This is a genomic window from Stenotrophomonas sp. AC248 (genome assembly GCF_979258185.1).
In genome coordinates this window covers 856292-881185 of sequence record NZ_OZ409840.1, presented here as the reverse complement: position 1 = coordinate 881185, position 24894 = coordinate 856292, and the positions used below count along the sequence as shown (strand labels likewise).

Genomic DNA, 24894 nt, shown 5'->3' with positions numbered 1-24894 from the left:
GCGCCGGATCAGGCGCGGCGCTTTCGGGACGAGGCGTACAGGGCCCAACCGGCCAGCAGCACGAACCACACCAGGCTCCACATGGGCATGGTGAGGCCGAGGAAACGCCAGTCGATGTTGCCGCAATCGCCGGTGCCGGTCAGCACGGTGCGGAACACTTCGAGCGGGCCCATGGTTTCGCTGAGGAAGGCCAGCGGCGGGCCGCAGCTGGAGCCCATGTCCTTGGGCAGCAGCTGCACATAGACGTGGCGGCCGGCAATGCCCATACCGACGGCGGCGGCAATGAAGGCCAGCACTCCATAGGTGCCACGGCCGGCACGTTCGCGCGGGCCATGCAGGGCGCCAATCAGGAACAGCAGGCCGAGCGCGGCGAACGCCAGGCGCTGGAAGATGCACAACGGGCACGGCTCCAGCCCGATCTTCAGCTGCAGGAAGATCGCATAGGCGAGCAGCCCGGCGCAGATCAGGAACCCCAGCAGGAACTGGGCGCGGTAATTCCAGCGCAGTGGATTCATTGGCAACACTCGTGAACGTGCAAGGCGCCAAGATTAACAGGGCGCCGCAGGCCCCGGCCCCTGCCGTCCTACCGGCTATCGGCCCGCTGGACCAGACAGCGTGTTCCAAGGTCCACACCCACGCTGTGTTGCCCAGTAGGGGCGTCGGCACGGGTGGGTTGGCGGGACACGCCGTAAATCCATCCTTGGAGGCTCCGTCGCGCCATCCATGGCGCTCAGGGTCCCGCCAACCCACCCGTACCGCCGCCTGGACAGTTGGCTGGTGCCGCAGCATTGAACAGCACGCCATCGAGCGGTGTGGTTGGGCTGCACAGCCGCCGTCAAGGCACGCTGGGGTCGACAGCACGGCTTTGCCCTTCCCGTGCGCACCGACCCACTGTCCAGGCGCTGGTGGGGGTGGGTTTACGGGACCCTGAGCCGCATGGATGCGGCGACGGAGCTTACATGGGTGAGGGCGCATTGCTTGCGAGGCACTGCCTCGCATGCGTCCGAACGCACAGCCGCCAGCGGCTGGGCCGGGCCGCGGAGCGGGACTTGCAGCGTGTCCCGTAGACCCACCCCCACCAGGGCCCATCGCAGGAACCGACGTACTGCACTGCCGCCCTTGCCTTTTCTCACGGCCACAAACGGAAAAACCCGGCACAAGGCCGGGTTCTTCACCGAATTACGGGTGTTGCGCGTCGATTATTCTTCGACGGCTTCAGCCACGGCAGCCGGACGGTCGACCAGTTCGACGTAGGCCATCGGAGCGTTGTCGCCAGCGCGGAAACCGCACTTCAGCAGACGCAGGTAGCCACCCGGACGGGTCGCGTAGCGCGGGCCCAGGATGGTGAACAGGTTGCCCACGGCTTCGTTGTCACGCAGACGGGCGAACGCCAGACGACGGTTGGCGACGGAGTCGACCTTGGCCAGGGTGATCAGCGGCTCGGCGACGCGGCGCAGTTCCTTGGCCTTCGGCAGCGTGGTCTTGATCAGCTCGTGCTTGAACAGCGACGCAGCCATGTTCTTGAACATTGCTTCGCGGTGAGCGCTGGTGCGGTTGAACTTGCGGCCGGACTTCATGTGACGCATGGACGTGATTCCTTGATTGAATGTTGGATCGGTTGGGTATCGCTGTCGCCATCCTGGCGTTGCTGCTTGGACTGCGGTTGGTCCGATGCCGGCCCTCCTGGCCGACCGTCACCGCAGGCTATGGGCCTGTCGATGCGAGGTACTGCGGGTAAAGCCCCCGCACCCGAAGGTGCGGGGTCAAGCATCTTGCGTAGCGCTGGATCAGCCGAGCATGCCGTGCTGGGCGACACCGGCCGGCGGCCAGTTCTCCAGCTTCATGCCGAGCGAAAGACCGCGCTGTGCGAGGACTTCCTTGATCTCGGTCAGCGACTTCTTGCCGAGGTTCGGGGTCTTGAGCAGTTCCACTTCGGTCTTCTGGATCAGATCGCCGATGTAGTAAATGCTCTCTGCCTTCAGGCAGTTGGCCGAGCGAACGGTCAATTCCAGATCGTCGATCGGGCGCAGCAGCACCGGATCCACGCCGTTGTTGGCCGGCTTGGCAGCACCGCGGTCGCGGTGGGTGAAGTCACCGAAGACCGACAGCTGATCGCTGAGGATATCCGCGGCAGTGCGCACGGCTTCCTCGGCATCGATCGTGCCGTTGGTTTCGATGTCCAGCACCAGCTTGTCCAGATCGGTACGCTGTTCAACGCGGGCCGCTTCCACCGAATAGGCGACGCGACGGACCGGCGAGAACGAGGCGTCCAGGACCAGACGACCGATGGCACGGGTTTCTTCATCCGGACGACGACGCGCGGCCGCCGGCTGGTAGCCGAAACCACGCTCGACCTTCAAACGCATATTGATTGCCGTGTCCTTGGTCAGGTGGCAAATGATATGGTCGTTGTTGAGGATCTCGACGTTGTGATCGACCTTGATATCGGCAGCAGTCACGACACCCGGACCCTGCTTGGACAGCGACACGGTTGCGTTGTCACCGGTATGCATACGGATCGCCACGTCCTTCAGGTTGAGCAGGACTTCAAGCACGTCCTCCTGCAAGCCTTCAAGGGTGGTGTACTCGTGCAGCACGCCGTCGATCTCAACTTCCGTGATGGCGAAGCCCGGGATGGACGACAGCAGCACGCGACGCAGGGCATTGCCCAGCGTATGCCCGTAACCACGCTCCAAGGGTTCGATAACGACCTTGGCGCGGGTGTCGGTAAGGCGTTCGATCTGCGGACCGCGAGGACGCAGAACCTGGTTGGCGGTAACCGTCATGTTGCGGGTTCTCCTAGTGAATCCCCGGCCGTCGCCGGGGATTCTCCAATGTGAATTACTTCGAATACAACTCGACGATCAGCGCTTCGTTGATATCCGCAGGCAGGTCCGCACGATCCGGAACCGCCTTGAAGATGCCGGCGAACTTGCCGGAATCCACTTCAACCCACGACGGACGCAGGTCGTGCGTGGCCGACACGGTCAGGGCTTCCTGAACGCGCAGCTGCTTGGCAGCCTTCTCGGACAGCGCGACAGCGTCGCCAGCCTTGACCTGGTAAGAAGCCAGGTTGACCGACTTGCCGTTCACGGTGACACCGCGGTGCGAGACCAGCTGACGAGCAGCCGGACGGGTCACAGCGAAGCCCATGCGGTAGACAACGTTGTCCAGGCGGGTTTCCAGCAGCTGCAGGAGGTTCTCGCCGGTGTTGCCCTTCTTGGTCGAGGCCTTCTTGTAGTAGTTGCGGAACTGACGCTCCAGCAGACCGTAGATACGCTTGACCTTCTGCTTTTCGCGCAGCTGGGTAGCGTAGTCGGACAGCTTGCCCTTACGGGCAGTGGCGCCGTGCTGGCCGGGCTTCTGCTCCAGCTTGCACTTGGAGTCCAGCGCGCGCGCCGGGCTCTTGAGGGAAAGGTCGGCGCCTTCGCGGCGGGCGAGCTTACAGGTAGGACCGATATAACGAGCCATTTCTTATCGCTCCTTTAGACGCGACGCTTCTTCGGCGGACGGCACCCGTTGTGCGGGATTGGCGTCACGTCGATGATGTTGGTGATCTTGTAGCCCACGTTGTTCAGCGAGCGCACGGCCGACTCACGACCCGGACCCGGGCCCTTGATGCGGACTTCCAGGGACTTGACGCCGTAGTCGAGCGCGGCACGGCCGGCCTTCTCGGCAGCCACCTGGGCAGCGAACGGGGTGGACTTGCGCGAACCGCGGAAGCCAGCGCCACCGGAGGTCGCCCACGACAGAGCGTTGCCCTGGCGGTCGGTGATGGTCACGATGGTGTTGTTGAAAGAAGCGTGGACGTGGGCGACGCCGTCAGTGACGACGCGCTTGATCTTCTTCTTGGTCTTAGCGACGGGCTTAGCCATTTCTTAGGTCCCTTACTTCCTGATCGCCTTGCGCGGGCCCTTGCGGGTGCGGGCGTTGGTACGGGTGCGCTGGCCACGCAGCGGAAGACCGCGACGGTGACGCAGACCGCGGTAGCAGCCCAGATCCATCAGGCGCTTGATCGCGATACCGATTTCACGGCGCAGATCGCCTTCCACGATGTACTTGCCGACTTCGAGACGAAGACGCTCGATTTCCGGCTCCGACAGATCGCGGATCTTGGTGGTCGAGGTAACGCCTGCGGCGTCGCAGACCTTCTTCGAACGGGTACGGCCGATGCCGTAAATGCTTTGCAACCCGACCCAGACGTGCTTCTGGGCTGGCAGGTTGACGCCTGCAATACGCGCCATGACGCGGTTCTCCAGCTGAGTGATGGCCGACAGCGCACCATGGGGCGCGCCAATCCGGCAGGATGGATCAAAAAAGTGAACTAGCGATACTAACAAGGTTCCGGTTTACTTGGAAGCCCGTGAAACACAAGGTTTCACGAACTTGGCCCAGGGAGTGTGCCCAGGCTCCGGCGCCGGATCAGGTTGACTCCAGGAATTGGCACTTTCGTACCCTTCCCGGTGACGCCCGCGCTACTCCCGCGCGGGACCACCCGATCTCACCCCCACCCGGAACCGCTGCGGGGGCCGCCCTTCGTTTGTGTGGCCAGGTCCGCGAAGCGGAGGACCATCACGTCAGGAAGACGAAAGTGTAACAGGCTTATCAGCCGCGGGCAAAACCGCCGCGATTGCCGCCCTTCAGGTTGGCCTTTTTCAGCAGGCTCTCGTACTGGTGCGACATCAGGTGCGCCTGGATCTGCGCAATGAAGTCCATCACCACCACCACCACGATCAGCAGCGAGGTGCCGCCGAAGTAGAACGACGCGCCCAGCTGGGTGCGCATGATTTCCGGCAGCAGGCAGACGATCACCAGGTACAGCGAACCGGCGGCCGTCAGGCGGGTCAGCACGGCGTCGACATAGTCGGCCGTTGCCTTGCCCGGACGGATGCCCGGAATCAGCGCGCCCGACTTCTTCAGGTTGTCGGCGGTTTCCTGCGAGTTGAACACCAGCGCGGTATAGAAGAACGCGAAACCGGTGATCAGCGCAGCGAACACGATCATGTGCAGCGGCTCGCCCGGACCCAGCGCGTTGGCCACCTTCTGCAGCCAGGTCGCCGAACTGGCCTGGCCGGACCACATGGCCAGGGTCGTCGGGAACGCAAGGATCGACGAGGCGAAGATGGCCGGGATCACGCCCGCCATGTTCAGCTTCAGCGGCAGGAACGAAGTCTGGTTCATGTACGCGTTGCGACCGCCCTGGCGGCGCGCGTAGTTCACCGTGATCCGACGCTGGCCACGCTCGACGAACACCACGAAGTAGGTGAAGGCCAGCACCACCAGCACGATCAGCAGCAGCGCGATGAAGCTCATGTTGCCGTCGCGGTAGGCTTCCACGGTGTGGATGACCGCGCCCGGCAGGCCGGCCACGATGCCGGCGAAGATGATCAGCGAGACGCCGTTGCCGATGCCACGCTCGGTGACCTGCTCGCCAACCCACATCAGGAAGATCGTACCGGCGGTCAGCGCAACGATGGCGGTGAGCACGAAGCCCATGCCCGGGGCGTACACAACCGGCGCGCCGCTCGGCGACAGCTGGTTCTGCAGCGCCAGCGCGATGCTGCCGCCCTGCACCACTGCCAGCAACACGGCACCGATGCGGGAATATTGGGTGATCTTGCGACGGCCCGACTCACCTTCCTTCTGCATTGCCTTCAATGCCGGGAAGATATGGACCGCCAGCTGCATCACGATGGACGCCGAGATGTACGGCATCACGTTCAGCGCAAAAATGCTGAAACGGTGCAGGGCGCCGCCCGAGAACATGTTGAACATGTCCACGATGCCGCCGCCCTGCGCCTGCATGAGCGCAAGCATGGCATCGGGATTCACGCCCGGCACCGGCACATAACAGCCGATGCGATAGACGATCAATGCCCCGATGACGAACAGCAGACGCTGGCGAAGTTCCGTGAACTTGCCGAGCCCGCCGCCGAGGTTGCCAATGCCAGCTTGCGCCATGTCTTACTCCTGTACGCTGCCGCCGGCAGCTTCGATCGCGGCCTTGGCACTGGCCGTTGCAGCGACGCCCTTCAGGATGAACGCCTTGGTGACGTCGCCCTTCATGACAATCTTGGCCCGCTTAGCGGAGCTCGGGACCAGCTTGGCAGCGCGCAGCGCGGCAAAGTCGATCTCGCCGGCTTCCAGGCGTTCCAGCTGGTAGGACAGCACTTCAGCGGTGTCCTTGGCAATCTTGGAACGGAAACCGACCTTCGGCAGACGACGCTGCATGGGGGTCTGGCCGCCTTCGAAGCCCGCCTTGATCTTGCCGCCACCCTTACGGGCGAACGAACCCTTGTGGCCGCGGCCGCAGGTCTTGCCCAGGCCGGAGCCGATACCACGACCGACGCGGGTACGCTCTTTACGAGCGCCCGGTGCCGGGCTCAATTCATTCAGATGCATGGTCATTGGATTATTCCTCAACCTTGACGAGGTAGTGGACCTTGTTGATCAGACCGCGAACCTGCGGGCTGTCCTTCAGTTCACGGACATCGTTCAGCTTGCCCAGACCCAGCGCACGCACCGACAGGCGATGACGCGCCTGGGCACCACGCAGGCCGCGAACCAGACGGACCTTGACGGTCTTGGTGGTGTCATTAGCCATGGTTGAGATCCTCTACCTTCTTGCCACGCTTGGCCGCGATGCGGGCCGGCGACTGCATTTCGCTCAGACCCTTCAACGTGGCGCGAACCAGGTTGATCGGGTTGCGCGAACCAACGGCCTTGGCCAGCACGTTCTTGACGCCAACGGCTTCCAGGACGGCGCGCATGGCACCACCGGCGATGACACCCGTACCTTCCGAGGCCGGCATCATGAACACGCGGGCTGCGCCGTGGCCGGACTTCACCGGGTGCCACAGGGTGCCGTTGTTCAGATCGACGTCGGCCAGGTTCTTGCGCGCCTGCTCCATCGACTTCTGGATGGCGACCGGCACTTCGCGTGCCTTGCCATAGCCGAAACCGACCTTGCCTGCGCCGTCACCGACCACGGTCAGTGCGGTGAAGGTGAACTGACGACCACCCTTGACGGTCTTGCTGACGCGGTTGACCGCGACCAGCTTTTCGATCATGCCGTCGTCGACTTTCTCTTCGCGGTTACGGTCGCGATCGCGACCCCGCTGCTGACGTTCTTCTGCCATGTTGATTCCTTGATTGATTGAGTATGTACGGCTCGAGGCCGCTTATAGCTGTGAAGTGGTGCGGTGAATCGTTCGCCCCTGCAGAAGAAGGACGTCGCCCGGCGCAACCCGCGCCGGCAGGCAGGTGGAGGCAGGGCTGAGCCCTGCCCCCGAATCCCTTAGAACTGCAGGCCGCCTTCGCGGGCTGCGTCGGCCAGTGCCTTGATGCGGCCGTGGTAGCGGTAGCCCGAGCGGTCGAAAGCGACCTTCTCGATGCCCGCAGCCTTGGCGCGCTCGGCGACCAGCTTGCCCACCTTGGCGGCGGCGTCGCTGTTCTTGCCGTTCTTCAGGCCTTCCTTGACGTCGGCCTGGGTGGTGTTGGCGGCAGCCAGCACCTTGGAGCCATCGGCGGTGAAGACCTGGGCGTACAGGTGCTGACCGGTGCGCAGCACCGACAGACGCGGCACGCCGAGAACGCGGATGTGTGCACGGGTCGACTTGGCGCGACGCAGGCGGGCGATGTTCTTGTTGATGCTCATGATTTGAGTTCCTTGAAAGCTGAAGTGAAGCGGGCTTTTGCTTTGAGAAACCCAGCCAGTGATGGCCGGGTTTCCGTGGAAGTTCCCGCGCCTGATTAGGCCTTCTTGGCTTCCTTACGAATGATGACTTCGCCGGCGTACTTCACACCCTTGCCCTTGTAGGGCTCCGGCGGACGGAAGCCACGGATCTTGGCGGCCACTTCACCAACGCGCTGCTTGTCGGTGCCCTGGACCAGAACTTCGGTCTGGGTCGGGGTCGAAATGGTGATGCCTTCCGGCGCCACGAACACGACCGGGTGCGAGAAACCGAGCGACAGGCTCAGGTCCTTGCCCTGCATGGCGGCACGGTAGCCGACGCCGACCAGCTCGAGCTTGCGCTCGAAGCCTTCGGTGACGCCGTGGACCATGTTGGCCAGGATCGCGCGCACGGTGCCGGTGAGGGCAAGCAGGCTCGGATCGTTGGCGGCCAGGTTGGCAACGCCGTTTTCGACGGTGATTTCAACGCCAGCAACCTTGGGCAGCGACAGGGAGCCCTTCGGGCCCTTCACGCTGACGGATTCCGGCTGGATGTTCAGTTCAACGCCCTTGGGCAGGTTGACCGGCTTCTTGGCTACGCGGGACATAGTTGGTTCCTTCTCGCCTTAGGCCACGAAGCACAGGACTTCGCCGCCGACGCCCAACTGGCGCGCCTGCGCATCAGTCATGATGCCCTTGGAGGTGGAGATGATGGAGATGCCCAGGCCGTTGAGGACCTTCGGCAGCTCAGACTTGCCACGGTACTGGCGCAGGCCCGAACGCGAGAAGCGCTTCAGGGTCTCGATGACCGGCTTGCCTTCGAAATACTTCAGGACGATTTCAAGCTCGGCCTTGTTGTTCTCGATCTTGGTCACGCGCAGGTCGGTGATGTAGCCCTCGGCCTTCAACACTTCTGCGATTGCAACCTTGATCTTGGAGGACGGTGCCTTCACCGTCTGCTTGCCAACCGCGGCCGCATTCTTGATGCGTACCAGCAGGTCGGCGATGGGATCAGTCATGCTCATAGTCGATACCTTTGAGTGCACCGATATCCGCTTTCGCGAAAATCTTGCTGTGTTCCTGGGATGGGCCAGAACCCTTGTTACCTGTTCAGCGGACCAGCGGTCCGCTCTACGCCAGCCCCTGTGACGGAGCAAGACGCGGGAGTATACGGCAAAAAGAGCCCGACTTGCGTCGGACTCCTTAATTGGGAACAAACCTGAACAACCGGTCAGTCCCCCTGCCCCACATCCAGGGGATGCGGGACAGGTTCCGGGACGAATCCCTTACCAGCTTGCCTTGCGCAGGCCCGGCACGTCGCCACGCATGGTGGCTTCGCGCAGCTTGTTGCGGCCGAGGCCGAACTTGCTGTAGACGCCACGCGGGCGGCCGGACAGTTCGCAACGGTTGCGGTGGCGGCTCGGCGACGAATCGCGCGGCAGCTTCTGCAACTTCACGACAGCGTCGGCCTTGTCGGCGTAGGAAGCGGTCGGGCTGGAGATGATCTTCTTCAGCTCTTCACGCTTGCCAGCGAACTTGACGGCCAGCTTGGCGCGCTTCAGATCGCGGTTGACCATGGAGGTCTTTGCCATTTCGGTTTCCTCGACGTATCAGTTACGGAACGGGAACTTGAACGCTGCGAGCAGCGCCTTCGCTTCCGCGTCGGTCTTGGCGGTGGTGGTGATGGCGATATCCATGCCGCGGATCGCGTCGACAGCGTCGAAGTCGATTTCCGGGAAGATGATCTGTTCCTTCACGCCCATGTTGAAGTTGCCGCGACCGTCGAAGGAACGACCCGAGACACCACGGAAGTCGCGCACGCGCGGCAGCGAGATGTTGATCAGGCGATCCAGGAACTCATACATCTTTTCACGACGCAGCGTGGTCTTGCAGCCGATCGGCCAACCATCGCGGATCTTGAACGAAGCCACCGAGACGCGGGACTTGGTCACGATCGGCTTCTGGCCGGAGACCTTGGCCATGTCGGCGACGGCGTTTTCCAGGATCTTCTTGTTCGTGGCTGCTTCGCCGACACCCATGTTCAGGGTGACCTTGACCAGCTTCGGAACCTGCATCGGATTGGTGTAGCCGAACTGCTTCATCAGCGCCGGCACCACTTCTTCCTTGTAGAACTTTTCGAGACGGGTATTCATCAGCGCATCCTCAGGCGTCGAGCGCCTCACCGCTGGAGCGGAACACACGCAGTTTGCGTCCATCCTCCAGCACCTTGAAACCAACGCGTTCGCCCTTGCCCGAAGCCGGGTTCAGCACATTCACGTTGGAGATATGGATCGACGCTTCACGCTCGACCACGCCGCCGGCAACGCCTGCCTGCGGGTTCGGCTTGGTGTGGCGCTTGACGATGTTCACGTTGGCGACGATCACACGATCGCCGTCGACGCGGACGACTTCGCCCTGCTTGCCCTTGTCCTTGCCGGTGTTGACGACGACCTGGTCGCCCTTCTTGATACGGTTAGCCATGATTATCTCCTGTCGCTCACAGCACTTCGGGAGCGAGCGAGACGATCTTCATGAACTTCTCGGTACGAAGTTCACGCGTCACCGGTCCGAAGATGCGGGTGCCGATCGGCTCTTGCTTGTTGTTGAGCAGGACCGCGGCGTTGGCGTCGAAACGGATCAGCGAACCGTCGGCGCGACGCACACCCTTGCGGGTACGCACCACGACGGCGTCGAACACTTCACCCTTCTTGACCTTGCCGCGCGGGATCGCATCCTTCACGGTGACCTTGATGATGTCACCGATGTGGGCATAGCGACGCTTGGAGCCGCCCAGCACCTTGATGCACATCACTTCCTTGGCACCGGAATTGTCCGCGACCTCGAGGTAGCTCTGCATCTGGATCATGATTCAGATCTCCTTATTCAGCCGCACGCGTGATGACTTCCACCACGCGCCAGTTCTTGGTCTTGGACATCGGAGCAATCTCGGTCACGCGGACGACATCGCCTTCGTTGCAGGCGTTGTCGGCGTCGTGGGCGTGCAGCTTGGTCGAACGCTTGATGTACTTGCCGTACAGGGCGTGCTTGACCAGGCGTTCCACCAACACGGTGACCGTCTTGTCCATCTTGTTGCTGACGACACGGCCTTCGACCGTGCGCAGCGCTTTGTTTTCAGTATTGTCGCTCATCGCGGCCATCCTTACTTGGTGCTGCCGAGCAGGGTCTTGACGCGAGCAATCTCGCGGCGGACCCGGCGGGTTTCGTGAGTCTTCGGCAGCTGGCCAGTAACCTGCTGCATACGGAGCGAGAACTGCTCCTTACGCAGGTCGGTCAGGTGGGCCTTCAGATCGTCAGCCGACTTTTCGCGAAGTTGTTTGATATCCATTACATCACCGTCCGGGTCACGAAGGTGGTGGTCACGGAGAGCTTGGCAGCTGCCAGGCGGAACGCCTCGCGAGCCACGCTTTCATCCACACCTTCAATTTCATAGATCATGCGGCCGGGCTGGATCTGGGCTACCCAGTACTCCACGTTGCCCTTACCAGAACCCATTCGGACTTCGATGGGCTTCTTGGTGATCGGCTTGTCGGGGAACACTCGGATCCACATCTTGCCGCCGCGCTTGACGTAGCGGCTGATCGAGCGGCGAGCCGCTTCGATCTGACGCGCGGTCAGCTGACCATGAGCGGTTGCCTTCAGGCCGTACTCGCCGAAGCTGACAGCGTTGGCGCTCCAGCTCAGGCCATCGTTACGGCCCTTGTGTACCTTGCGGTACTTGGTTCGCTTGGGTTGCAACATTGTCGTTACCTCGCTTCACGAGCCGGGCGCTGACGGTCACCGCGGTCGCCGCGATCGTTACGATCGTTGCGCGGGGAATCGTCCTGCTTTTCCTGGCCAACCTGGGAGAAATCGAAAACCTCGCCCTTGTAGATCCAGACCTTGATGCCGATGATGCCGTAGGTCGTCTTGGCTTCAGCGAAGCCATAGTCGATGTCGGCACGCAGCGTGTGCAGCGGCACGCGGCCTTCGCGGTACCACTCCGAACGGGCGATTTCTGCACCGTTGAGGCGGCCACCCACGTTGACCTTGATGCCCAGGGCACCCAGGCGCATCGCGTTGCCGACCGAGCGCTTCATTGCGCGGCGGAACATGATGCGACGCTCCAGCTGCTGCGCGATCGACTCGGCAACCAGCTGTGCGTCCAGCTCGGGCTTGCGCACTTCGGTGACGTTGATGTGCGCCGGAACGCCCATCATCTCGCTCACTTCCTTACGCAGCTTTTCGATGTCCTCACCGCGCTTGCCGATCACCACGCCCGGACGGGCGGTGTGGATCGTCACGCGAGCGGTCTTTGCCGGACGCTCGATAAGGATCTTGCTGATGCCGGCCTGCGCAAGCTTCTTGCGCAGCATTTCCCGCACCTTCAGGTCGGCCGCCAGGTAACCAGCGAACTCGCCCTTGTTGGCGTACCACTTGGAGTTCCAGTCCTTGGAAATACCGAGGCGGATACCAATCGGATGAACTTTATGACCCATGGTGTTTTCCTTTCCGCTTACTTGCCGGCGCCCACAACCACAGTGATGTGGCTGGTGCGCTTGAGGATGCGGGTGCCGCGGCCTTTCGCCCGCGCCATGAAACGCTTCAGGGTCGGACCTTCATCTACCATGATGGTCTGAACCTTCAGCTCGTCGACGTCGGCGCCCTGGTTGTTTTCGGCATTTGCGATAGCCGACTCCACCACCTTCTTGATCAGGTGGGCAGCCTTCTTATCCGAAAACTTCAGCAGGTTGACCGCACGCTCGGCCGGCAGGCCGCGCACCTGGTCAGCGACCAGGCGGGCTTTCTGCGCAGAGATGCGCGCGGAGCGCAGGATTGCTTTCGCTTCCATTGTCATCTCTCCTTACTTGCCCGACTTCTTGTCACCACCGTGACCCTTGAAGGTCCGGGTGATGGCAAATTCGCCGAGCTTGTGGCCGACCATGTTCTCGTTGACGAGCACCGGAACGTGGTTCTTGCCGTTATGAACGGCGATGGTGATGCCTACCATTTCCGGCAGGATCATCGAACGGCGCGACCAGGTCTTGATCGGCTTCTTGCTACCCGCAGCGGCCTCCACCTTCTTGACGAGGTGGTGATCGACGAACGGGCCCTTCTTGAGTGAACGTGCCATGGTCGATTAGCCCCTACGATCGCGGACGATGAATTGCTGGGTGCGCTTGTTCTTGCGCGTCTTGTAACCCTTGGTCGGAACACCCCACGGGGTGACCGGATGCGGATTACCCTGGCCGGCCTTCGCCTCACCACCACCGTGCGGATGGTCAACCGGGTTCATGGCAGCACCACGAACGGTCGGGCGGACACCGCGCCAGCGCTTGGCGCCAGCCTTGCCCAGCTTTTCCAGGTTGTGTTCGTCGTTACCGACTTCACCGATGGTGGCGCGGCACTCGACCGGCACCTTACGCATTTCACCCGAGCGCAGGCGCAGGGTGGCGTAGATACCTTCACGAGCGACGAGCTGCACGGCGGCGCCGGCGGCACGTGCGATCTGAGCACCCTTGCCCGGCTTCAGTTCGATGCCGTGGACAGTGGTACCGACCGGGATGTTGCGCAGCGGCAGCGTGTTACCGGTCTTGATCGGCGCATCCGAACCCGCGATCACCTGGTCACCGGCCTTCAGGCCCTTCGGTGCGATGATGTAGCGGCGTTCGCCGTCGACGTAGCACAGCAGGGCGATATGGGCGGTGCGGTTCGGATCGTATTCGATGCGTTCCACGCGCGCCGGAATGCCTTCCTTGTTGCGCTTGAAGTCGATGACACGGTAGTGCTGCTTGTGGCCACCACCAACGTGACGGGTGGTGATGCGGCCGTGGTGGTTACGACCACCGGACTTGCTCTGCGGCTCCAGCAACGCTGCGTGCGGTGCGCCCTTGTGCAGATCGGGCGTAACCACGCGCACGGCCGAACGGCGGCCGGGGGAAGTGGGCTTGAATTTCATCAATGGCATGGGATGTACCTCAGGCCTTGGCCGTTACATCGATGGACTGGCCATCGGCGAGACGCACGTATGCCTTGCGCCAATCGCCGCGACGGCCGGTGCGGTTACGGAAGGACTTGTTCTTGCCCTTCACGTTCAGCACGTTGACCGACTCGACCTTGACATCGAACAGCTGCTCAACCGCGGCCTTTACATCAGCCTTGGTCGCTTCGTTCGACACTTCAAAGACATACTGGTTGGAATGTTCCTGCAGGCGCGCGGTCTTTTCGGAGACTCGCGGAGCGCGAAGAACGCTGAAGATTTTCTCGTTGGCGCTCATGCCAGCCACTCCTCGACCTTCTTGACCGCGTCAGCGGTGATGACGACCGTGTCGGCACCGACCAGCGACACCGGGTCCAGGCCCTGCACGTCACGCACTTCCACGTAGGGAATGTTGCGCGCCGACAGGTACAGGTGCTCGGAAGCATCTTCGGTGACGATCAGCGGACGCTTGCCCACTTCCAGGCCGGCCAGCTTGGCGATCAGAGCCTTCGTGTTGGTCGCTTCGACATCGAAGGACTCCACGATGGTCAGACGGCCCTGACGGTTCAGCTCGGACAGGATCGCGCACATGGCTGCACGGTACTGCTTACGGTTGACCTTCTGCTCGAAGCTGCGCGGCTTGGCCGCGAAGGTGACACCGCCGCCGACGAAGATCGGAGCCGTCAGTGCGCCATGACGCGCGCCGCCGCCCTTCTGCTTCTTCGACTTCTTGGTGGTACCAGCCACTTCAGAGCGAGTCTTCTGTGCCTTGGTGCCGGCGCGGCCGGCGTTGCGATAGGCGACGACGACCTGGTGAACCAGATCTTCGCTGAAATCGCGACCGAACACGGCGTCGGAGACCGAGACCTTGTTATTGCTACCCGTGATAACGAGTTCCATCGTCATCTCTCCTTATGCCTTGCTCGCCGGACGGACGATCACGTCGCCACCCGCCGCGCCAGGAACGGCGCCGCGAACCGCGATCAGACCGCGCTCGACGTCGACCTTGACAACTTCCAGGTTCTGGGTGCTCTGCTGCACCGAGCCCATGTGACCGGACATCTTCTTGCCCGGGAACACGCGACCTGGCGTCTGGCGCTGACCCAGCGAACCCGGCGCGCGATGCGACAGCGAGTTGCCGTGGGTAGCGTCACCCATACGGAAGTTGTAGCGCTTGATGGTGCCCTGGAAGCCCTTACCCTTGGTGACACCCTGGACGTCGACGATCTGGCCGACTTCAAAGATGTCCGCCTTGACTTCGCCACCGACGGCGAAATCGCCGAGCTGGGCGTCTTCAACGCGGAATTCCCACAGGCCACGGCCCGCGTCGACCTTCGCCTTGGCGAAGTGACCGGCTTCCGGCTTGTTGACCAGGGCAGCGCGACGCGCGCCGACGGTCACCTGCACGGCGCTGTAGCCGTCAGCTTCGACGGTCTTGATCTGCGCGATGCGGTTCGGGGTAGCTTCAATCAGGGTTACCGGGATGGCCTGGCCATCTTCGGTGAACACGCGGCTCATGCCAGCCTTGCGGCCCACGAAGCCCAACGAATATTTCTTCGTCATGGTCGTAGTCCTCAGGTCAGCTTGATCTGAACGTCGACGCCGGCAGCCAGTTCGAGCTTCATCAGCGCGTCCACGGTCTTGTCGTTCGGGTCAACGATATCGAGCACGCGCTTATGCGTGCGGGTCTCGTACTGGTCACGCGCGTCTTTGTCGACGTGCGGGGAAACGAGAATGGTGTAACGCTCGATCTTGGTCGGCAGGGGGATCGGGCCACGCACTTGCGCGCCGGTCCGCTTTGCCGTTTCTACGATCTCGCTGGCCGAACGGTCGATCAAACGATGATCGAACGCCTTCAGCCGAATCCGGATCTTTTGGTCCGCCATGACGGTGGGTTCCTTCGTTAAAAGAGCGACGGACAAGGCCTCTGGGTTGCCTTGTCCCATGAATATCCTGAATGCAGACGCCGCACATTCCCGTGCGGCGACAAGATCTTTCCGTAGACCTCAAAAATCGAGGCAGACCGGTCTCCCGATCTGCCCAGACAAAAAGTATAGCGCGCATACAACGCGGCGGTCAACAGGGGACCTGTTGACACTGCCTGAATGGCGCGACCCTTCCTGGTCCGGGGAACACGAGGTGCGTCCTGCGCCTCTTTTCCCATTTAGTTCCGCCCCGATGCCCTACCCAGGCAACATCGGGGCGAAGATTCTAGCAGATTACGCCAGGATCTTGGAGACCACGCCGGCGCCGACGGTACGGCCGCCTTCGCGAATCGCGAAGCGCAGACCTTCGTCCATGGCGACCGGGTTGATCAGGGTGACAACCATCTTCACGTTGTCGCCCGGCATCACCATTTCCACACCTTCCGGCAGTTCGCAAGCGCCGGTGATGTCGGTGGTACGGAAGTAGAACTGCGGACGGTAGCCCTTGAAGAACGGGGTGTGACGGCCGCCCTCGTCCTTCGACAGCACGTACACTTCAGCGTCGAACTGGGTGTGCGGCTTGATCGAACCCGGCTTGGCCAGGACCTGGCCACGCTCGACGTCGTCACGCTTGGTGCCGCGCAGCAGCAGACCGGCGTTGTCGCCTGCCTGACCCTGGTCGAGCAGCTTGCGGAACATTTCCACGCCGGTGACGGTGGTCTTCTGGACCGGACGGATACCGACGATTTCGATTTCTTCGCCGACCTTGATCACGCCGCGCTCGATACGACCGGTCACCACGGTGCCGCGGCCCGAGATCGAGAACACGTCTTCCACCGGCATCAGGAACGGCTTGTCGATGTCACGCTCCGGGGTCGGGATCCAGCTGTCGAGAGCTTCGACCAGCTTGATCACGGCCGGCACGCCGATATCGCTCTGGTCGCCTTCCAGCGCCAGACGGGCCGAACCCGCGATGATCGGGGTGTCGTCGCCCGGGAAGTCGTACTTGCTCAGCAGCTCGCGGACTTCCATTTCGACCAGTTCCAGCAGCTCGGCGTCGTCCACCATGTCGGCCTTGTTCAGGAACACGACGATGTACGGCACGCCGACCTGGCGCGACAGCAGGATGTGCTCGCGGGTCTGCGGCATCGGGCCGTCAGCAGCGGAGCAGACCAAGATCGCGCCGTCCATCTGGGCGGCACCGGTGATCATGTTCTTGACGTAGTCAGCATGGCCCGGGCAATCCACGTGGGCGTAATGACGCTCGGTGGATTCGTACTCGACGTGTGCGGTCGAGATCGTGATGCCACGTGCCTTTTCTTCCGGCGCGGCGTCGATCGAGGAGTAATCCTTGAACTCGCCACCGAAGCGCTCAGCACCGATCTTGGTCAGTGCGGCGGTCAGCGTGGTCTTGCCGTGATCGACGTGACCGATGGTGCCGACGTTGACGTGCGGCTTGGTGCGCTCGAACTTACCCTTTGCCATTGTTGTAGCCCTTGAATGTCAGAAAGAAAGAGGTTGAGACCTGAGCTTACGCTCAGGCCTTCTTGATCACGGATTCGGCGATGTTGTTCGGCGCCGGCTCGTAGTGGTCGAATTCCATCGTGAACGTTGCGCGACCCTGGGTCTGCGAACGCAGCGAGGTGGCGTAACCGAACATTTCGCCCAGCGGGATCATCGCGTTGATGATGCTCGCCGAACCGTCACCGGTGGTGCTCGAACCCTGCAGCACGCCACGACGACGGCTGACGTCGCCCATCACGTCACCCTGGTAATCCTCCGGGGTCACGATCTCGACCTTCATGATCGGCTCCAGCAGGACCGGCTTGGCCTTCTGGAAGCCCTGCTTGAAGGCCATCGAGGACGCGAGCTTGAACGCCATTTCCGAGGAGTCGACGTCATGGTACGAGCCGAACACCAGCTTCACCTTGACGTCCACGACCGGGAAGCCCGCCAGCGGACCGCTGGTGATGGTTTCGCGCAGGCCCTTTTCGATCGACGGAATGAATTCCTTCGGAATCACGCCACCGGTGATGTCGTTGATGAACAGGAAGTCATCCTTGATCGCCGGGGCGATCTTCGGATCGGCACGGTCTTCAGCGGTGATCGGCGACAGCTCGATCACGACGTGACCGTACTGACCCTTACCACCGGACTGCTTGGCGTGCTTGTAGTCCGACTTGACGTCGGCCATCTGGATGGTTTCGCGGTACGCAACCTGCGGCTTGCCGACGTTGGCTTCAACGTTGAACTCGCGCTTCATGCGATCCACGATGATGTCCAGGTGCAGCTCGCCCATGCCCGAGATGATGGTCTGGCCGGATTCTTCGTCGGTCTTGACGCGGAACGACGGATCTTCCTGAGCCAGACGGCCCAGCGCCAGACCCATCTTTTCCTGGTCGGACTTGGTCTTCGGTTCGACGGCCATCGAGATGACCGGCTCCGGGAACACCATGCGCTCCAGGATGATCGGGTGGTCCTGCGAGCACAGGGTGTCACCGGTGGTCGTGTCCTTCAGGCCCACGGCCGCGGCGATGTCACCGGCCAGCACTTCCTTGATTTCTTCACGATCGTTGGAGTGCATCTGCAGGATGCGGCCGATGCGCTCCTTCTTGCCCTTCACCGAGTTCAGCAGCTGGTCGCCAGCGTTCAGCGTGCCCGAATAGACACGGAAGAAGGTCAGCGCGCCCACGAACGGGTCGGTGATGATCTTGAACGCCAGGGCCGAGAACGGGGCCTTGTCGTCGGACTTGCGGCTCAGCGCAACGGTTTCATCGTCGACGTCGGTACCGGTCACGTCCGGCACGTCGATCGGCGACGGCAGCAGCTGCACCACGCCGTCCAGCATGGCCTGCACGCCCTTGTTCTTGAACGCAGAACCGCAGTACATCGGCACGATGTCGGTAGCCAGGGTGCGCACGCGCAGGGCTTCGACGATCTCGGCCTCGGTCAGCTCTTCGCCGCCCAGGTACTTTTCCATCAGCTCTTCGCTGGCTTCAGCCGCGGCTTCGATCATGTAGGTGCGGGCCTCGTCGGCCTCCGCCTGCATGTCGGCCGGGATTTCCAGGTACTCGAACTTCATGCCCTGCGAGGCTTCATCCCAATGGATGGCCTTCATCTTGATCAGGTCGACCACGCCCTTGAAGCCGTCTTCAGCGCCGATCGGCAGCTGCATCGGCACGGCGGTGGCGCCGAGCTTGGCCTTCAGCTGGCCAACGACCTTGGTGAAGTTGGCACCGGTGCGGTCCATCTTGTTGACGAAGGCAATGCGCGGCACCTTGTACCGGTTGGCCTGGCGCCACACGGTTTCGGACTGCGGCTGCACGCCACCGACGGCGCACAGCACGAACACCGCACCGTCGAGCACGCGCAGCGAGCGCTCTACTTCGATGGTGAAGTCGACGTGTCCGGGGGTGTCGATGATGTTGAAGCGATGCTCCGGCAGGGACTTGTCCATGCCCTTCCAGAACGCAGTGGTCGCAGCGGACTGGATCGTGATGCCACGCTCCTGCTCCTGCTCCATCCAGTCCATGGTGGCAGCGCCGTCGTGCACTTCACCGATCTTGTGGCTCTTGCCGGTGTAGAACAGGATGCGCTCGGACGTGGTGGTCTTGCCGGCATCGATGTGAGCCATGATGCCGAAGTTACGGTAACGCTCGATGGGAGTGGTGCGGGCCACGGGAGCCTCTCAATTTCTTGGAATTCGGATGGCCGAACGCCGCCTTTCGGCGGCCTTCGGATTGGCGCGGCACCCCAGGTGCCGCGAAGCGGCACTAATACGTAGTGCCGCTCTGCCTGTTTTGCAAGGCCGTCAAACTCACCAGCGGTAGTGGGCGAATGCCTTGTTGGCTTCGGCCATGCGGTGGGTTTCTTCGCGCTTCTTGATGGCGCCGCCACGGTTTTCCGAGGCGTCCAGCAGTTCGGCAGCCAGCTTCTTCGGCATGGTGTTTTCACCACGCTTACGGGCCGAGTCGATCAGCCAACGCATGGCCAGGGCCATCTTGCGCGACGAACGCACTTCGACGGGCACCTGATAGGTGGCACCACCGACGCGACGGGACTTGACTTCGACCGACGGAGCCACGTTGTCCAGAGCCTTCTGCACCAGCTCGACGGAGTTCGGGTTCTTTTCGCCGATCACGTCCATGGCACCGTAGACGATCTTTTCAGCGACCGACTTCTTGCCGCTCAGCATCACCATATTGATGAAACGAGCGATGGTTTCACTTCCGTGCTTCGGATCCGGCAGGACAGAGCGCTGCGGCGTATTACCTTTACGAGACATGTGTACTTTCCCTTAGCTCTTCGGACGCTTGGCGCCGTACTTGGAACGGCCCTGGCGACGCTTGGCAACGCCGGAGGCGTCCAGCGAGCCACGCACGGTGTGGTAACGCACACCCGGCAGATCCTTGACGCGACCGCCACGGATCAGGACCACGGAGTGTTCCTGCAGGTTGTGGCCTTCGCCGCCGATGTAGCTAATCACTTCTTCCTGGTTGGTCAGGCGAACCTTGGCAACCTTGCGAAGCGCCGAGTTCGGCTTCTTCGGAGTGGTGGTGTACACGCGCGTGCAGACGCCACGGCGCTGGGGGCACTTATCGAGGGCCGGGGAGGCACTCTTATAAGTGGTTGCCTGCCGCGGCTTGCGGACAAGCTGATTGATCGTCGCCATCAGTATGTTCTTCTGAGAGAGGCCAGTGAAAAAACCGGCCATGAATGCGGATATGTGCGAGCAGGCAAGAAACCGGCCTGCTGAGACAGACGATTGTAGCAACCTGGCGAAAACGCAGTCAAATGCGCACGCGCCAAGCCAGCCCTGATCCCGGGCCGTTACAGGGGAGCCTTCTCCATGCCCCCCGTTCAGGTTGTCAACCCGGTCCTTTGAGAGACCGGGCCGGCATCCTACCTCATCGGCAGCCATCCGGCCAGTGGCCGGTGGCGTCCGAGTGGCGGGGTCCGGCGGCCAATGGCCGGGGCCCTACCCTTTCGATGACCCGGCCAACGGCCGGGTCCTACCTTTTGGTCCAGCCAACGGCTGGACCCTACCTTTTGGTCCGGCCAGGGGCCGGACCCGTTCATCACTCGTCAGCCTGCTCGGCGTCGGTCGATTCGACCGCCACTTCCGGGGCAGCCACGGCGACCGGTGCGGCCGCGACCGGGGTGCCGGCCAGGGTCTGCATTTCCGAATCGGTCAGCCCGCTCGCGTTGCGGCGGCGGTTGGCGTGGTACGACAGACCGGTACCGGCCGGGATCAGACGGCCGACGATGACGTTTTCCTTCAGACCGCGCAGGTTGTCCTTGGTGCCGCGGACGGCCGCCTCGGTCAACACGCGGGTGGTTTCCTGGAAGGAAGCAGCCGAGATGAACGATTCGGTGGCCAGCGACGCCTTGGTGATACCCAGCAGGACCGGATCGAAACGGGCAATCAGCTCGTTGCGGGTGGTCAGGCGTGCATTTTCCTCGATGACGCGCTGGCGCTCGGCCTGCTCGCCATTCAGGAACTTGCTGCTGCCCTGGTCGGTGATTTCGACCTTGCGCAGCATCTGGCGGGTGATCACTTCAATGTGCTTGTCGTTGATCTTCACGCCCTGCAGGCGGTACACGTCCTGGATTTCCTTGACCAGGTAGGCCGCCAGCGGCTCGACACCCAGCAGACGCAGGATGTCCTGCGGGCTCGGCTCGCCGTCCACGATGGTTTCGCCCTTGGTCACGTGTTCGCCTTCGAACACGATCACCTGACGGTACTTCGGGATCAGCTCTTCGTGTTCCGAACCATCGGTGTCCTTGATGATCAGGCGCTGCTTGCCCTTGGTGTCCTTACCGAAGCTGATGATGCCCGAACGCTCGGCCAGGATCGCCGGATCCTTCGGCTTGCGCGCTTCGAACAAGTCGGCCACGCGCGGCAGACCACCGGTGATGTCGCGGGTCTTGGACGCTTCCTGCGGGATCTTGGCGACCACGTCACCCACGCCGACGGCGGCGCCGTCCTGCAGGTTGACGATGGAGCGCGGCGGCAGCAGGTACTGGGCCGGCAGATCGGTGTTCGGGATGGTCAGGTCATTGCCCTTGGCATCCACGATACGCACGATCGGACGGAGGTCCTTGGCCTGCGAGCCACGACGCTTCGGGTCGGTGATTTCACGCGACGCCAGGCCGGTCAGTTCGTCGGTCTTCTCGATGACGGTGACGCCGTCGATGAAGTCGATGAAGCGGATGAAACCCGCCACTTCGGACACGATCGGGTGGTTATGCGGGTCCCAATTGGCGACGGTCTGGCCAGCCTTGACCGAGTCGGCGTCCTTGGAGGTGATGGTGGCACCGTAGGGCAGCTTGTAGCGCTCACGCTCACGACCGTGGGCATCGAGCACCGAGATTTCACCCGAGCGCGAGACCGCAACCAGCGAACCGCTGGCATGGGCCACCGACTTGAGGTTGTTGAACTTGACCGAACCGGTGGTCTTGACCGTGATGTTGTCCACGGCAGCCGCACGCGATGCCGCACCACCGATGTGGAACGTACGCATGGTCAGCTGGGTACCCGGCTCACCGATCGACTGCGCGGCGATGACGCCGACCGCTTCGCCGATGTTGACGATGTGGCCACGGGCCAGATCGCGGCCGTAGCAATGGGCGCACACGCCGAAGGCCGAGGCGCAGGAGATGGTCGAACGGACCTTCACCGACTGCACGCTGGCATCTTCAAGCTTGGCCACCCACGCTTCGTCCAGCAGCGTGTTGCGGGTCACGATCGGATCTTCGTCGTTGCCCGGCAGGAACACGTCCTCGGCCACGACACGACCCAGCACGCGGTCCTTCAACGGCTCCACGACGTCGCCGCCTTCCACGATCGGGGTCATGGTCAGGCCTTCAGTGGTACCGCAATCCACTTCGGTGATGACCACGTCCTGCGCGACGTCCACCAGACGACGGGTCAGGTAACCCGAGTTGGCGGTCTTCAGCGCGGTATCGGCCAGACCCTTACGGGCACCGTGGGTGGAGTTGAAGTATTCCTGTACGTTCAGGCCTTCACGGAAGTTCGCCTTGATGGGCGTTTCGATGATCGAGCCATCCGGACGCGCCATCAGGCCGCGCATACCGGCCAGCTGGCGGATCTGTGCCTGCGAACCACGCGCACCGGAGTCGGCCATGATGTACAGGGAGTTCATCGACTTCTGGTCGATGGTCTCGCCCTTGGCATTGATGACCTTTTCGGTACCGATGGTGTCCATCATCGCCTTGGCGATGCGCTCATTGGTGCGCGACCAGATGTCGACCACCTTGTTGTAGCGCTCGCCGGCGGTGACCAGACCCGACTGGTACTGCTCCTGGATTTCCAGCACTTCGGCTTCGGCCTCGGTGAGGATGCCCTTCTTCTCGTCCGGGATCAGCATGTCGTCGATACCGATCGACACGCCGGCGCGGGTTGCGTAGGCAAAGCCGGTGTACATCAGCTTGTCGGCGAACACGACCGTGTCCTTCAAGCCCAGCTGGCGGTAGCTGGAGTTGATCAGGCGGCTGATGTTCTTCTTGGTCAGCTCGGTGTTGGCCAGCGCGAACGGCAGGCCTTCCGGCAGGATTTCAGCCAGCAGGGCGCGACCGATCGTGGTGTCCACGATCGAGGTCTTGTTCTGCTTGTTGCCGTCTTCGTCGGTCACCACTTCGGTGATGCGGACCTTGACGCGTGCGTGCAGTTCCACCACGCGGTTGTCGTAGGCGCGCTTGACTTCGGCGATGTTGGCGAAGGCCATGCCCTCGCCCTTCTTGTTTTCCAGCGAGCGGGTCATGTAGTACAGACCCAGCACGACGTCCTGCGACGGCACGATGATCGGCTCGCCGTTGGCCGGCGACAGGATGTTGTTGGTGGACATCATCAGCGCACGCGCTTCCAGCTGGGCTTCCAGCGAGAGCGGCACGTGGACGGCCATCTGGTCACCGTCGAAGTCGGCGTTGAACGCGGTGCAGACCAGCGGGTGCAGCTGGATGGCCTTGCCTTCGATCAGCACCGGCTCGAACGCCTGGATGCCCAGACGGTGCAGGGTCGGCGCACGGTTCAGCATCACCGGATGTTCGCGGATGACCTCTTCCAGGATGTCCCAGACTTCGGCTTCTTCGCGCTCGACCAGCTTCTTGGCGGCCTTGATGGTGGTGGCCAGGCCACGACGCTGCAGCTTGGCGAACACGAACGGCTTGAACAGCTCAAGCGCCATCTTCTTCGGCAGGCCGCACTGGTGCAGGCGCAGGTACGGACCGACCACGATGACCGAACGGCCCGAGTAGTCGACGCGCTTACCCAGCAGGTTCTGGCGGAAGCGACCCTGCTTGCCCTTGATCATGTCGGCCAGCGACTTCAGCGGGCGCTTGTTGGTGCCGGTGATGGCACGGCCGCGACGGCCGTTGTCCAGCAGCGCATCGACCGATTCCTGCAGCATGCGCTTTTCATTGCGCACGATGATGTCCGGCGCGTTCAGCTCGAGCAGGCGGCGCAGGCGGTTGTTGCGGTTGATGACGCGGCGGTACAGGTCGTTCAGGTCGGAGGTCGCGAAGCGGCCACCGTCCAGCGGCACCAGCGGACGCAGGTCCGGCGGCAGCACCGGCAGCACGGTCATGACCATCCACTCCGGACGGTTGCCCGACTCGAGGAAGGCTTCGACCAGCTTGATGCGCTTGGTGAGGCGCTTGAGCTTGGTTTCCGAACCGGTGCTGGAGATTTCCTCGCGCAGGCGGGTCATTTCCGACTGCAGGTCGATGGTGCGCAGCAGCTCGTACACGGCCTCGGCGCCCATGGCGGCGTCGAAGTCGTCGCCGTGCTCCTGGCGGGCCTGCAGGTACTGTTCTTCGGTCAGCAGCTGGCGGCGCTCCAGGGCGGTCAGGCCCGGCTCGGTCACCACGTAGGCTTCGAAGTACAGCACGCGCTCGATGTCACGCAGGGTCATGTCCAGCATCAGGCCGATGCGCGACGGCAGCGACTTGAGGAACCAGATGTGCGCGACCGGCGAGGCCAGGTCGATGTGGCCCATGCGCTCGCGGCGCACCTTGGCCAGGGTGACTTCGGTGCCGCACTTTTCGCAGACCACGCCGCGGTGCTTCATGCGCTTGTACTTGCCGCACAGGCACTCGTAGTCCTTGACCGGCCCGAAGATGGCGGCGCAGAACAGGCCGTCACGCTCCGGCTTGAAGGTACGGTAGTTGATGGTTTCCGGCTTCTTCACTTCGCCGAAGGACCACGAACGGATCAGGTCCGGCGAGGCCAGCGCGATCTTGATCGCGTCGAAGTCCAGCGTCTGGCGCTGCTGGTTGAAGAGGTTCAGCAAGTCTTTCAT

Annotated in this window: 33 protein-coding genes; all 33 read right to left on the bottom strand. The window is 62.6% G+C overall.

The window, feature by feature from the left end:
• Window positions 1-8 precede the first annotated feature (8 nt).
• The 33 genes from ACZ0AE_RS04000 to rpoC all read right to left on the bottom strand — a co-directional run bounded on the left by ACZ0AE_RS04000 (window position 9) and on the right by rpoC (window position 24894).
• On the bottom strand, window positions 9-515 hold the full coding sequence (locus ACZ0AE_RS04000) for a disulfide bond formation protein B (RefSeq protein WP_463600439.1): 507 nt from the start codon (window positions 513-515) through the stop codon (window positions 9-11).
• Window positions 516-1199: 684 nt separating this feature from the next.
• Window positions 1200-1586: a 50S ribosomal protein L17 gene (rplQ, locus tag ACZ0AE_RS03995; RefSeq protein WP_038690259.1), complete on the bottom strand. Its 387-nt coding sequence runs from the start codon at window positions 1584-1586 to the stop codon at window positions 1200-1202.
• Between the two features lie 201 nt (window positions 1587-1787).
• Complete coding sequence (locus tag ACZ0AE_RS03990; RefSeq protein ID WP_038690260.1) at window positions 1788-2786, bottom strand: DNA-directed RNA polymerase subunit alpha; 999 nt, start codon at window positions 2784-2786, stop codon at window positions 1788-1790.
• Window positions 2787-2841: 55 nt separating this feature from the next.
• Window positions 2842-3471, bottom strand: coding sequence for a 30S ribosomal protein S4 (rpsD, locus tag ACZ0AE_RS03985; RefSeq protein ID WP_038690262.1), 630 nt, complete (start codon window positions 3469-3471; stop codon window positions 2842-2844).
• A gap of 14 nt (window positions 3472-3485) precedes the next feature.
• A complete protein-coding gene (rpsK, locus tag ACZ0AE_RS03980; RefSeq protein WP_017355427.1) occupies window positions 3486-3875 on the bottom strand; it encodes a 30S ribosomal protein S11 in 390 nt (129 codons plus the stop codon).
• 12 nt (window positions 3876-3887) lie between these two features.
• Complete coding sequence (rpsM, locus tag ACZ0AE_RS03975) at window positions 3888-4244, bottom strand: 30S ribosomal protein S13 (protein ID WP_019186163.1); 357 nt, start codon at window positions 4242-4244, stop codon at window positions 3888-3890.
• Between the two features lie 361 nt (window positions 4245-4605).
• Window positions 4606-5961: a preprotein translocase subunit SecY gene (gene secY / locus ACZ0AE_RS03970; RefSeq protein WP_038690265.1), complete on the bottom strand. Its 1356-nt coding sequence runs from the start codon at window positions 5959-5961 to the stop codon at window positions 4606-4608.
• A 3-nt stretch (window positions 5962-5964) separates the two neighbouring features.
• The gene (gene rplO / locus ACZ0AE_RS03965) at window positions 5965-6408 is read right to left on the bottom strand and encodes a 50S ribosomal protein L15 (protein WP_038690267.1); all 444 of its coding nucleotides are present in this window, start codon (window positions 6406-6408) and stop codon (window positions 5965-5967) included.
• 4 nt (window positions 6409-6412) lie between these two features.
• Window positions 6413-6604, bottom strand: a complete 192-nt coding sequence (gene rpmD / locus ACZ0AE_RS03960) for a 50S ribosomal protein L30 (RefSeq protein ID WP_038690275.1) — start codon at window positions 6602-6604, stop codon at window positions 6413-6415.
• The gene (gene rpsE / locus ACZ0AE_RS03955) at window positions 6597-7139 is read right to left on the bottom strand and encodes a 30S ribosomal protein S5 (RefSeq protein WP_038690276.1); all 543 of its coding nucleotides are present in this window, start codon (window positions 7137-7139) and stop codon (window positions 6597-6599) included. The genes rpmD and rpsE overlap by 8 nt, the downstream gene beginning before the upstream one ends.
• Before the next feature lie 158 nt (window positions 7140-7297).
• A complete protein-coding gene (rplR, locus tag ACZ0AE_RS03950; protein ID WP_038690277.1) occupies window positions 7298-7657 on the bottom strand; it encodes a 50S ribosomal protein L18 in 360 nt (119 codons plus the stop codon).
• A 95-nt stretch (window positions 7658-7752) separates the two neighbouring features.
• Window positions 7753-8280 carry a 50S ribosomal protein L6 gene (gene rplF, locus ACZ0AE_RS03945; protein ID WP_137190958.1) on the bottom strand — a complete coding sequence of 176 codons (528 nt, stop codon included), beginning with the start codon at window positions 8278-8280 and terminating at the stop codon, window positions 7753-7755.
• Window positions 8281-8298: 18 nt separating this feature from the next.
• Window positions 8299-8697, bottom strand: coding sequence for a 30S ribosomal protein S8 (gene rpsH, locus ACZ0AE_RS03940; protein WP_019186156.1), 399 nt, complete (start codon window positions 8695-8697; stop codon window positions 8299-8301).
• A 261-nt stretch (window positions 8698-8958) separates the two neighbouring features.
• A complete protein-coding gene (rpsN, locus tag ACZ0AE_RS03935; protein WP_038690281.1) occupies window positions 8959-9264 on the bottom strand; it encodes a 30S ribosomal protein S14 in 306 nt (101 codons plus the stop codon).
• An 18-nt stretch (window positions 9265-9282) separates the two neighbouring features.
• Complete coding sequence (gene rplE / locus ACZ0AE_RS03930) at window positions 9283-9825, bottom strand: 50S ribosomal protein L5 (protein ID WP_038690283.1); 543 nt, start codon at window positions 9823-9825, stop codon at window positions 9283-9285.
• A gap of 10 nt (window positions 9826-9835) precedes the next feature.
• Window positions 9836-10153: a 50S ribosomal protein L24 gene (gene rplX, locus ACZ0AE_RS03925; RefSeq protein WP_017355416.1), complete on the bottom strand. Its 318-nt coding sequence runs from the start codon at window positions 10151-10153 to the stop codon at window positions 9836-9838.
• Between the two features lie 16 nt (window positions 10154-10169).
• Complete coding sequence (gene rplN / locus ACZ0AE_RS03920) at window positions 10170-10538, bottom strand: 50S ribosomal protein L14 (protein WP_038690286.1); 369 nt, start codon at window positions 10536-10538, stop codon at window positions 10170-10172.
• Between the two features lie 13 nt (window positions 10539-10551).
• Entirely contained in the window at window positions 10552-10821 is a 270-nt protein-coding gene (gene rpsQ, locus ACZ0AE_RS03915; protein WP_038692463.1) for a 30S ribosomal protein S17, read from the bottom strand.
• A gap of 11 nt (window positions 10822-10832) precedes the next feature.
• Entirely contained in the window at window positions 10833-11018 is a 186-nt protein-coding gene (gene rpmC, locus ACZ0AE_RS03910; protein ID WP_017355413.1) for a 50S ribosomal protein L29, read from the bottom strand.
• Entirely contained in the window at window positions 11018-11431 is a 414-nt protein-coding gene (gene rplP, locus ACZ0AE_RS03905) for a 50S ribosomal protein L16 (RefSeq protein ID WP_017355412.1), read from the bottom strand. The genes rpmC and rplP overlap by 1 nt, the downstream gene beginning before the upstream one ends.
• Window positions 11432-11436: 5 nt before the next feature.
• On the bottom strand, window positions 11437-12168 hold the full coding sequence (gene rpsC / locus ACZ0AE_RS03900) for a 30S ribosomal protein S3 (protein WP_038690288.1): 732 nt from the start codon (window positions 12166-12168) through the stop codon (window positions 11437-11439).
• 17 nt (window positions 12169-12185) lie between these two features.
• Window positions 12186-12521: a 50S ribosomal protein L22 gene (gene rplV, locus ACZ0AE_RS03895; RefSeq protein ID WP_017355410.1), complete on the bottom strand. Its 336-nt coding sequence runs from the start codon at window positions 12519-12521 to the stop codon at window positions 12186-12188.
• Between the two features lie 12 nt (window positions 12522-12533).
• Window positions 12534-12803: a 30S ribosomal protein S19 gene (rpsS, locus tag ACZ0AE_RS03890; protein WP_017355409.1), complete on the bottom strand. Its 270-nt coding sequence runs from the start codon at window positions 12801-12803 to the stop codon at window positions 12534-12536.
• 6 nt (window positions 12804-12809) lie between these two features.
• Window positions 12810-13637: a 50S ribosomal protein L2 gene (gene rplB, locus ACZ0AE_RS03885; RefSeq protein ID WP_038690292.1), complete on the bottom strand. Its 828-nt coding sequence runs from the start codon at window positions 13635-13637 to the stop codon at window positions 12810-12812.
• Between the two features lie 10 nt (window positions 13638-13647).
• Entirely contained in the window at window positions 13648-13947 is a 300-nt protein-coding gene (rplW, locus tag ACZ0AE_RS03880) for a 50S ribosomal protein L23 (RefSeq protein WP_038690294.1), read from the bottom strand.
• Window positions 13944-14549, bottom strand: a complete 606-nt coding sequence (rplD, locus tag ACZ0AE_RS03875) for a 50S ribosomal protein L4 (RefSeq protein WP_038690296.1) — start codon at window positions 14547-14549, stop codon at window positions 13944-13946. The genes rplW and rplD overlap by 4 nt, the downstream gene beginning before the upstream one ends.
• 12 nt (window positions 14550-14561) lie before the next feature.
• Window positions 14562-15212 (bottom strand): 50S ribosomal protein L3, encoded by a 651-nt coding sequence (gene rplC / locus ACZ0AE_RS03870; protein ID WP_038690298.1) that lies wholly within the window; start codon window positions 15210-15212, stop codon window positions 14562-14564.
• A gap of 11 nt (window positions 15213-15223) precedes the next feature.
• Window positions 15224-15535 (bottom strand): 30S ribosomal protein S10, encoded by a 312-nt coding sequence (rpsJ, locus tag ACZ0AE_RS03865; protein WP_010341589.1) that lies wholly within the window; start codon window positions 15533-15535, stop codon window positions 15224-15226.
• 333 nt (window positions 15536-15868) lie between these two features.
• Window positions 15869-17059 carry an elongation factor Tu gene (gene tuf, locus ACZ0AE_RS03860; RefSeq protein WP_038690301.1) on the bottom strand — a complete coding sequence of 397 codons (1191 nt, stop codon included), beginning with the start codon at window positions 17057-17059 and terminating at the stop codon, window positions 15869-15871.
• Between the two features lie 52 nt (window positions 17060-17111).
• Complete coding sequence (gene fusA / locus ACZ0AE_RS03855) at window positions 17112-19253, bottom strand: elongation factor G (RefSeq protein WP_038690302.1); 2142 nt, start codon at window positions 19251-19253, stop codon at window positions 17112-17114.
• A gap of 138 nt (window positions 19254-19391) precedes the next feature.
• The gene (gene rpsG, locus ACZ0AE_RS03850; RefSeq protein WP_017356009.1) at window positions 19392-19859 is read right to left on the bottom strand and encodes a 30S ribosomal protein S7; all 468 of its coding nucleotides are present in this window, start codon (window positions 19857-19859) and stop codon (window positions 19392-19394) included.
• A 12-nt stretch (window positions 19860-19871) separates the two neighbouring features.
• On the bottom strand, window positions 19872-20246 hold the full coding sequence (gene rpsL / locus ACZ0AE_RS03845; protein WP_017356008.1) for a 30S ribosomal protein S12: 375 nt from the start codon (window positions 20244-20246) through the stop codon (window positions 19872-19874).
• A gap of 406 nt (window positions 20247-20652) precedes the next feature.
• Entirely contained in the window at window positions 20653-24894 is a 4242-nt protein-coding gene (gene rpoC / locus ACZ0AE_RS03840) for a DNA-directed RNA polymerase subunit beta' (RefSeq protein WP_038690303.1), read from the bottom strand.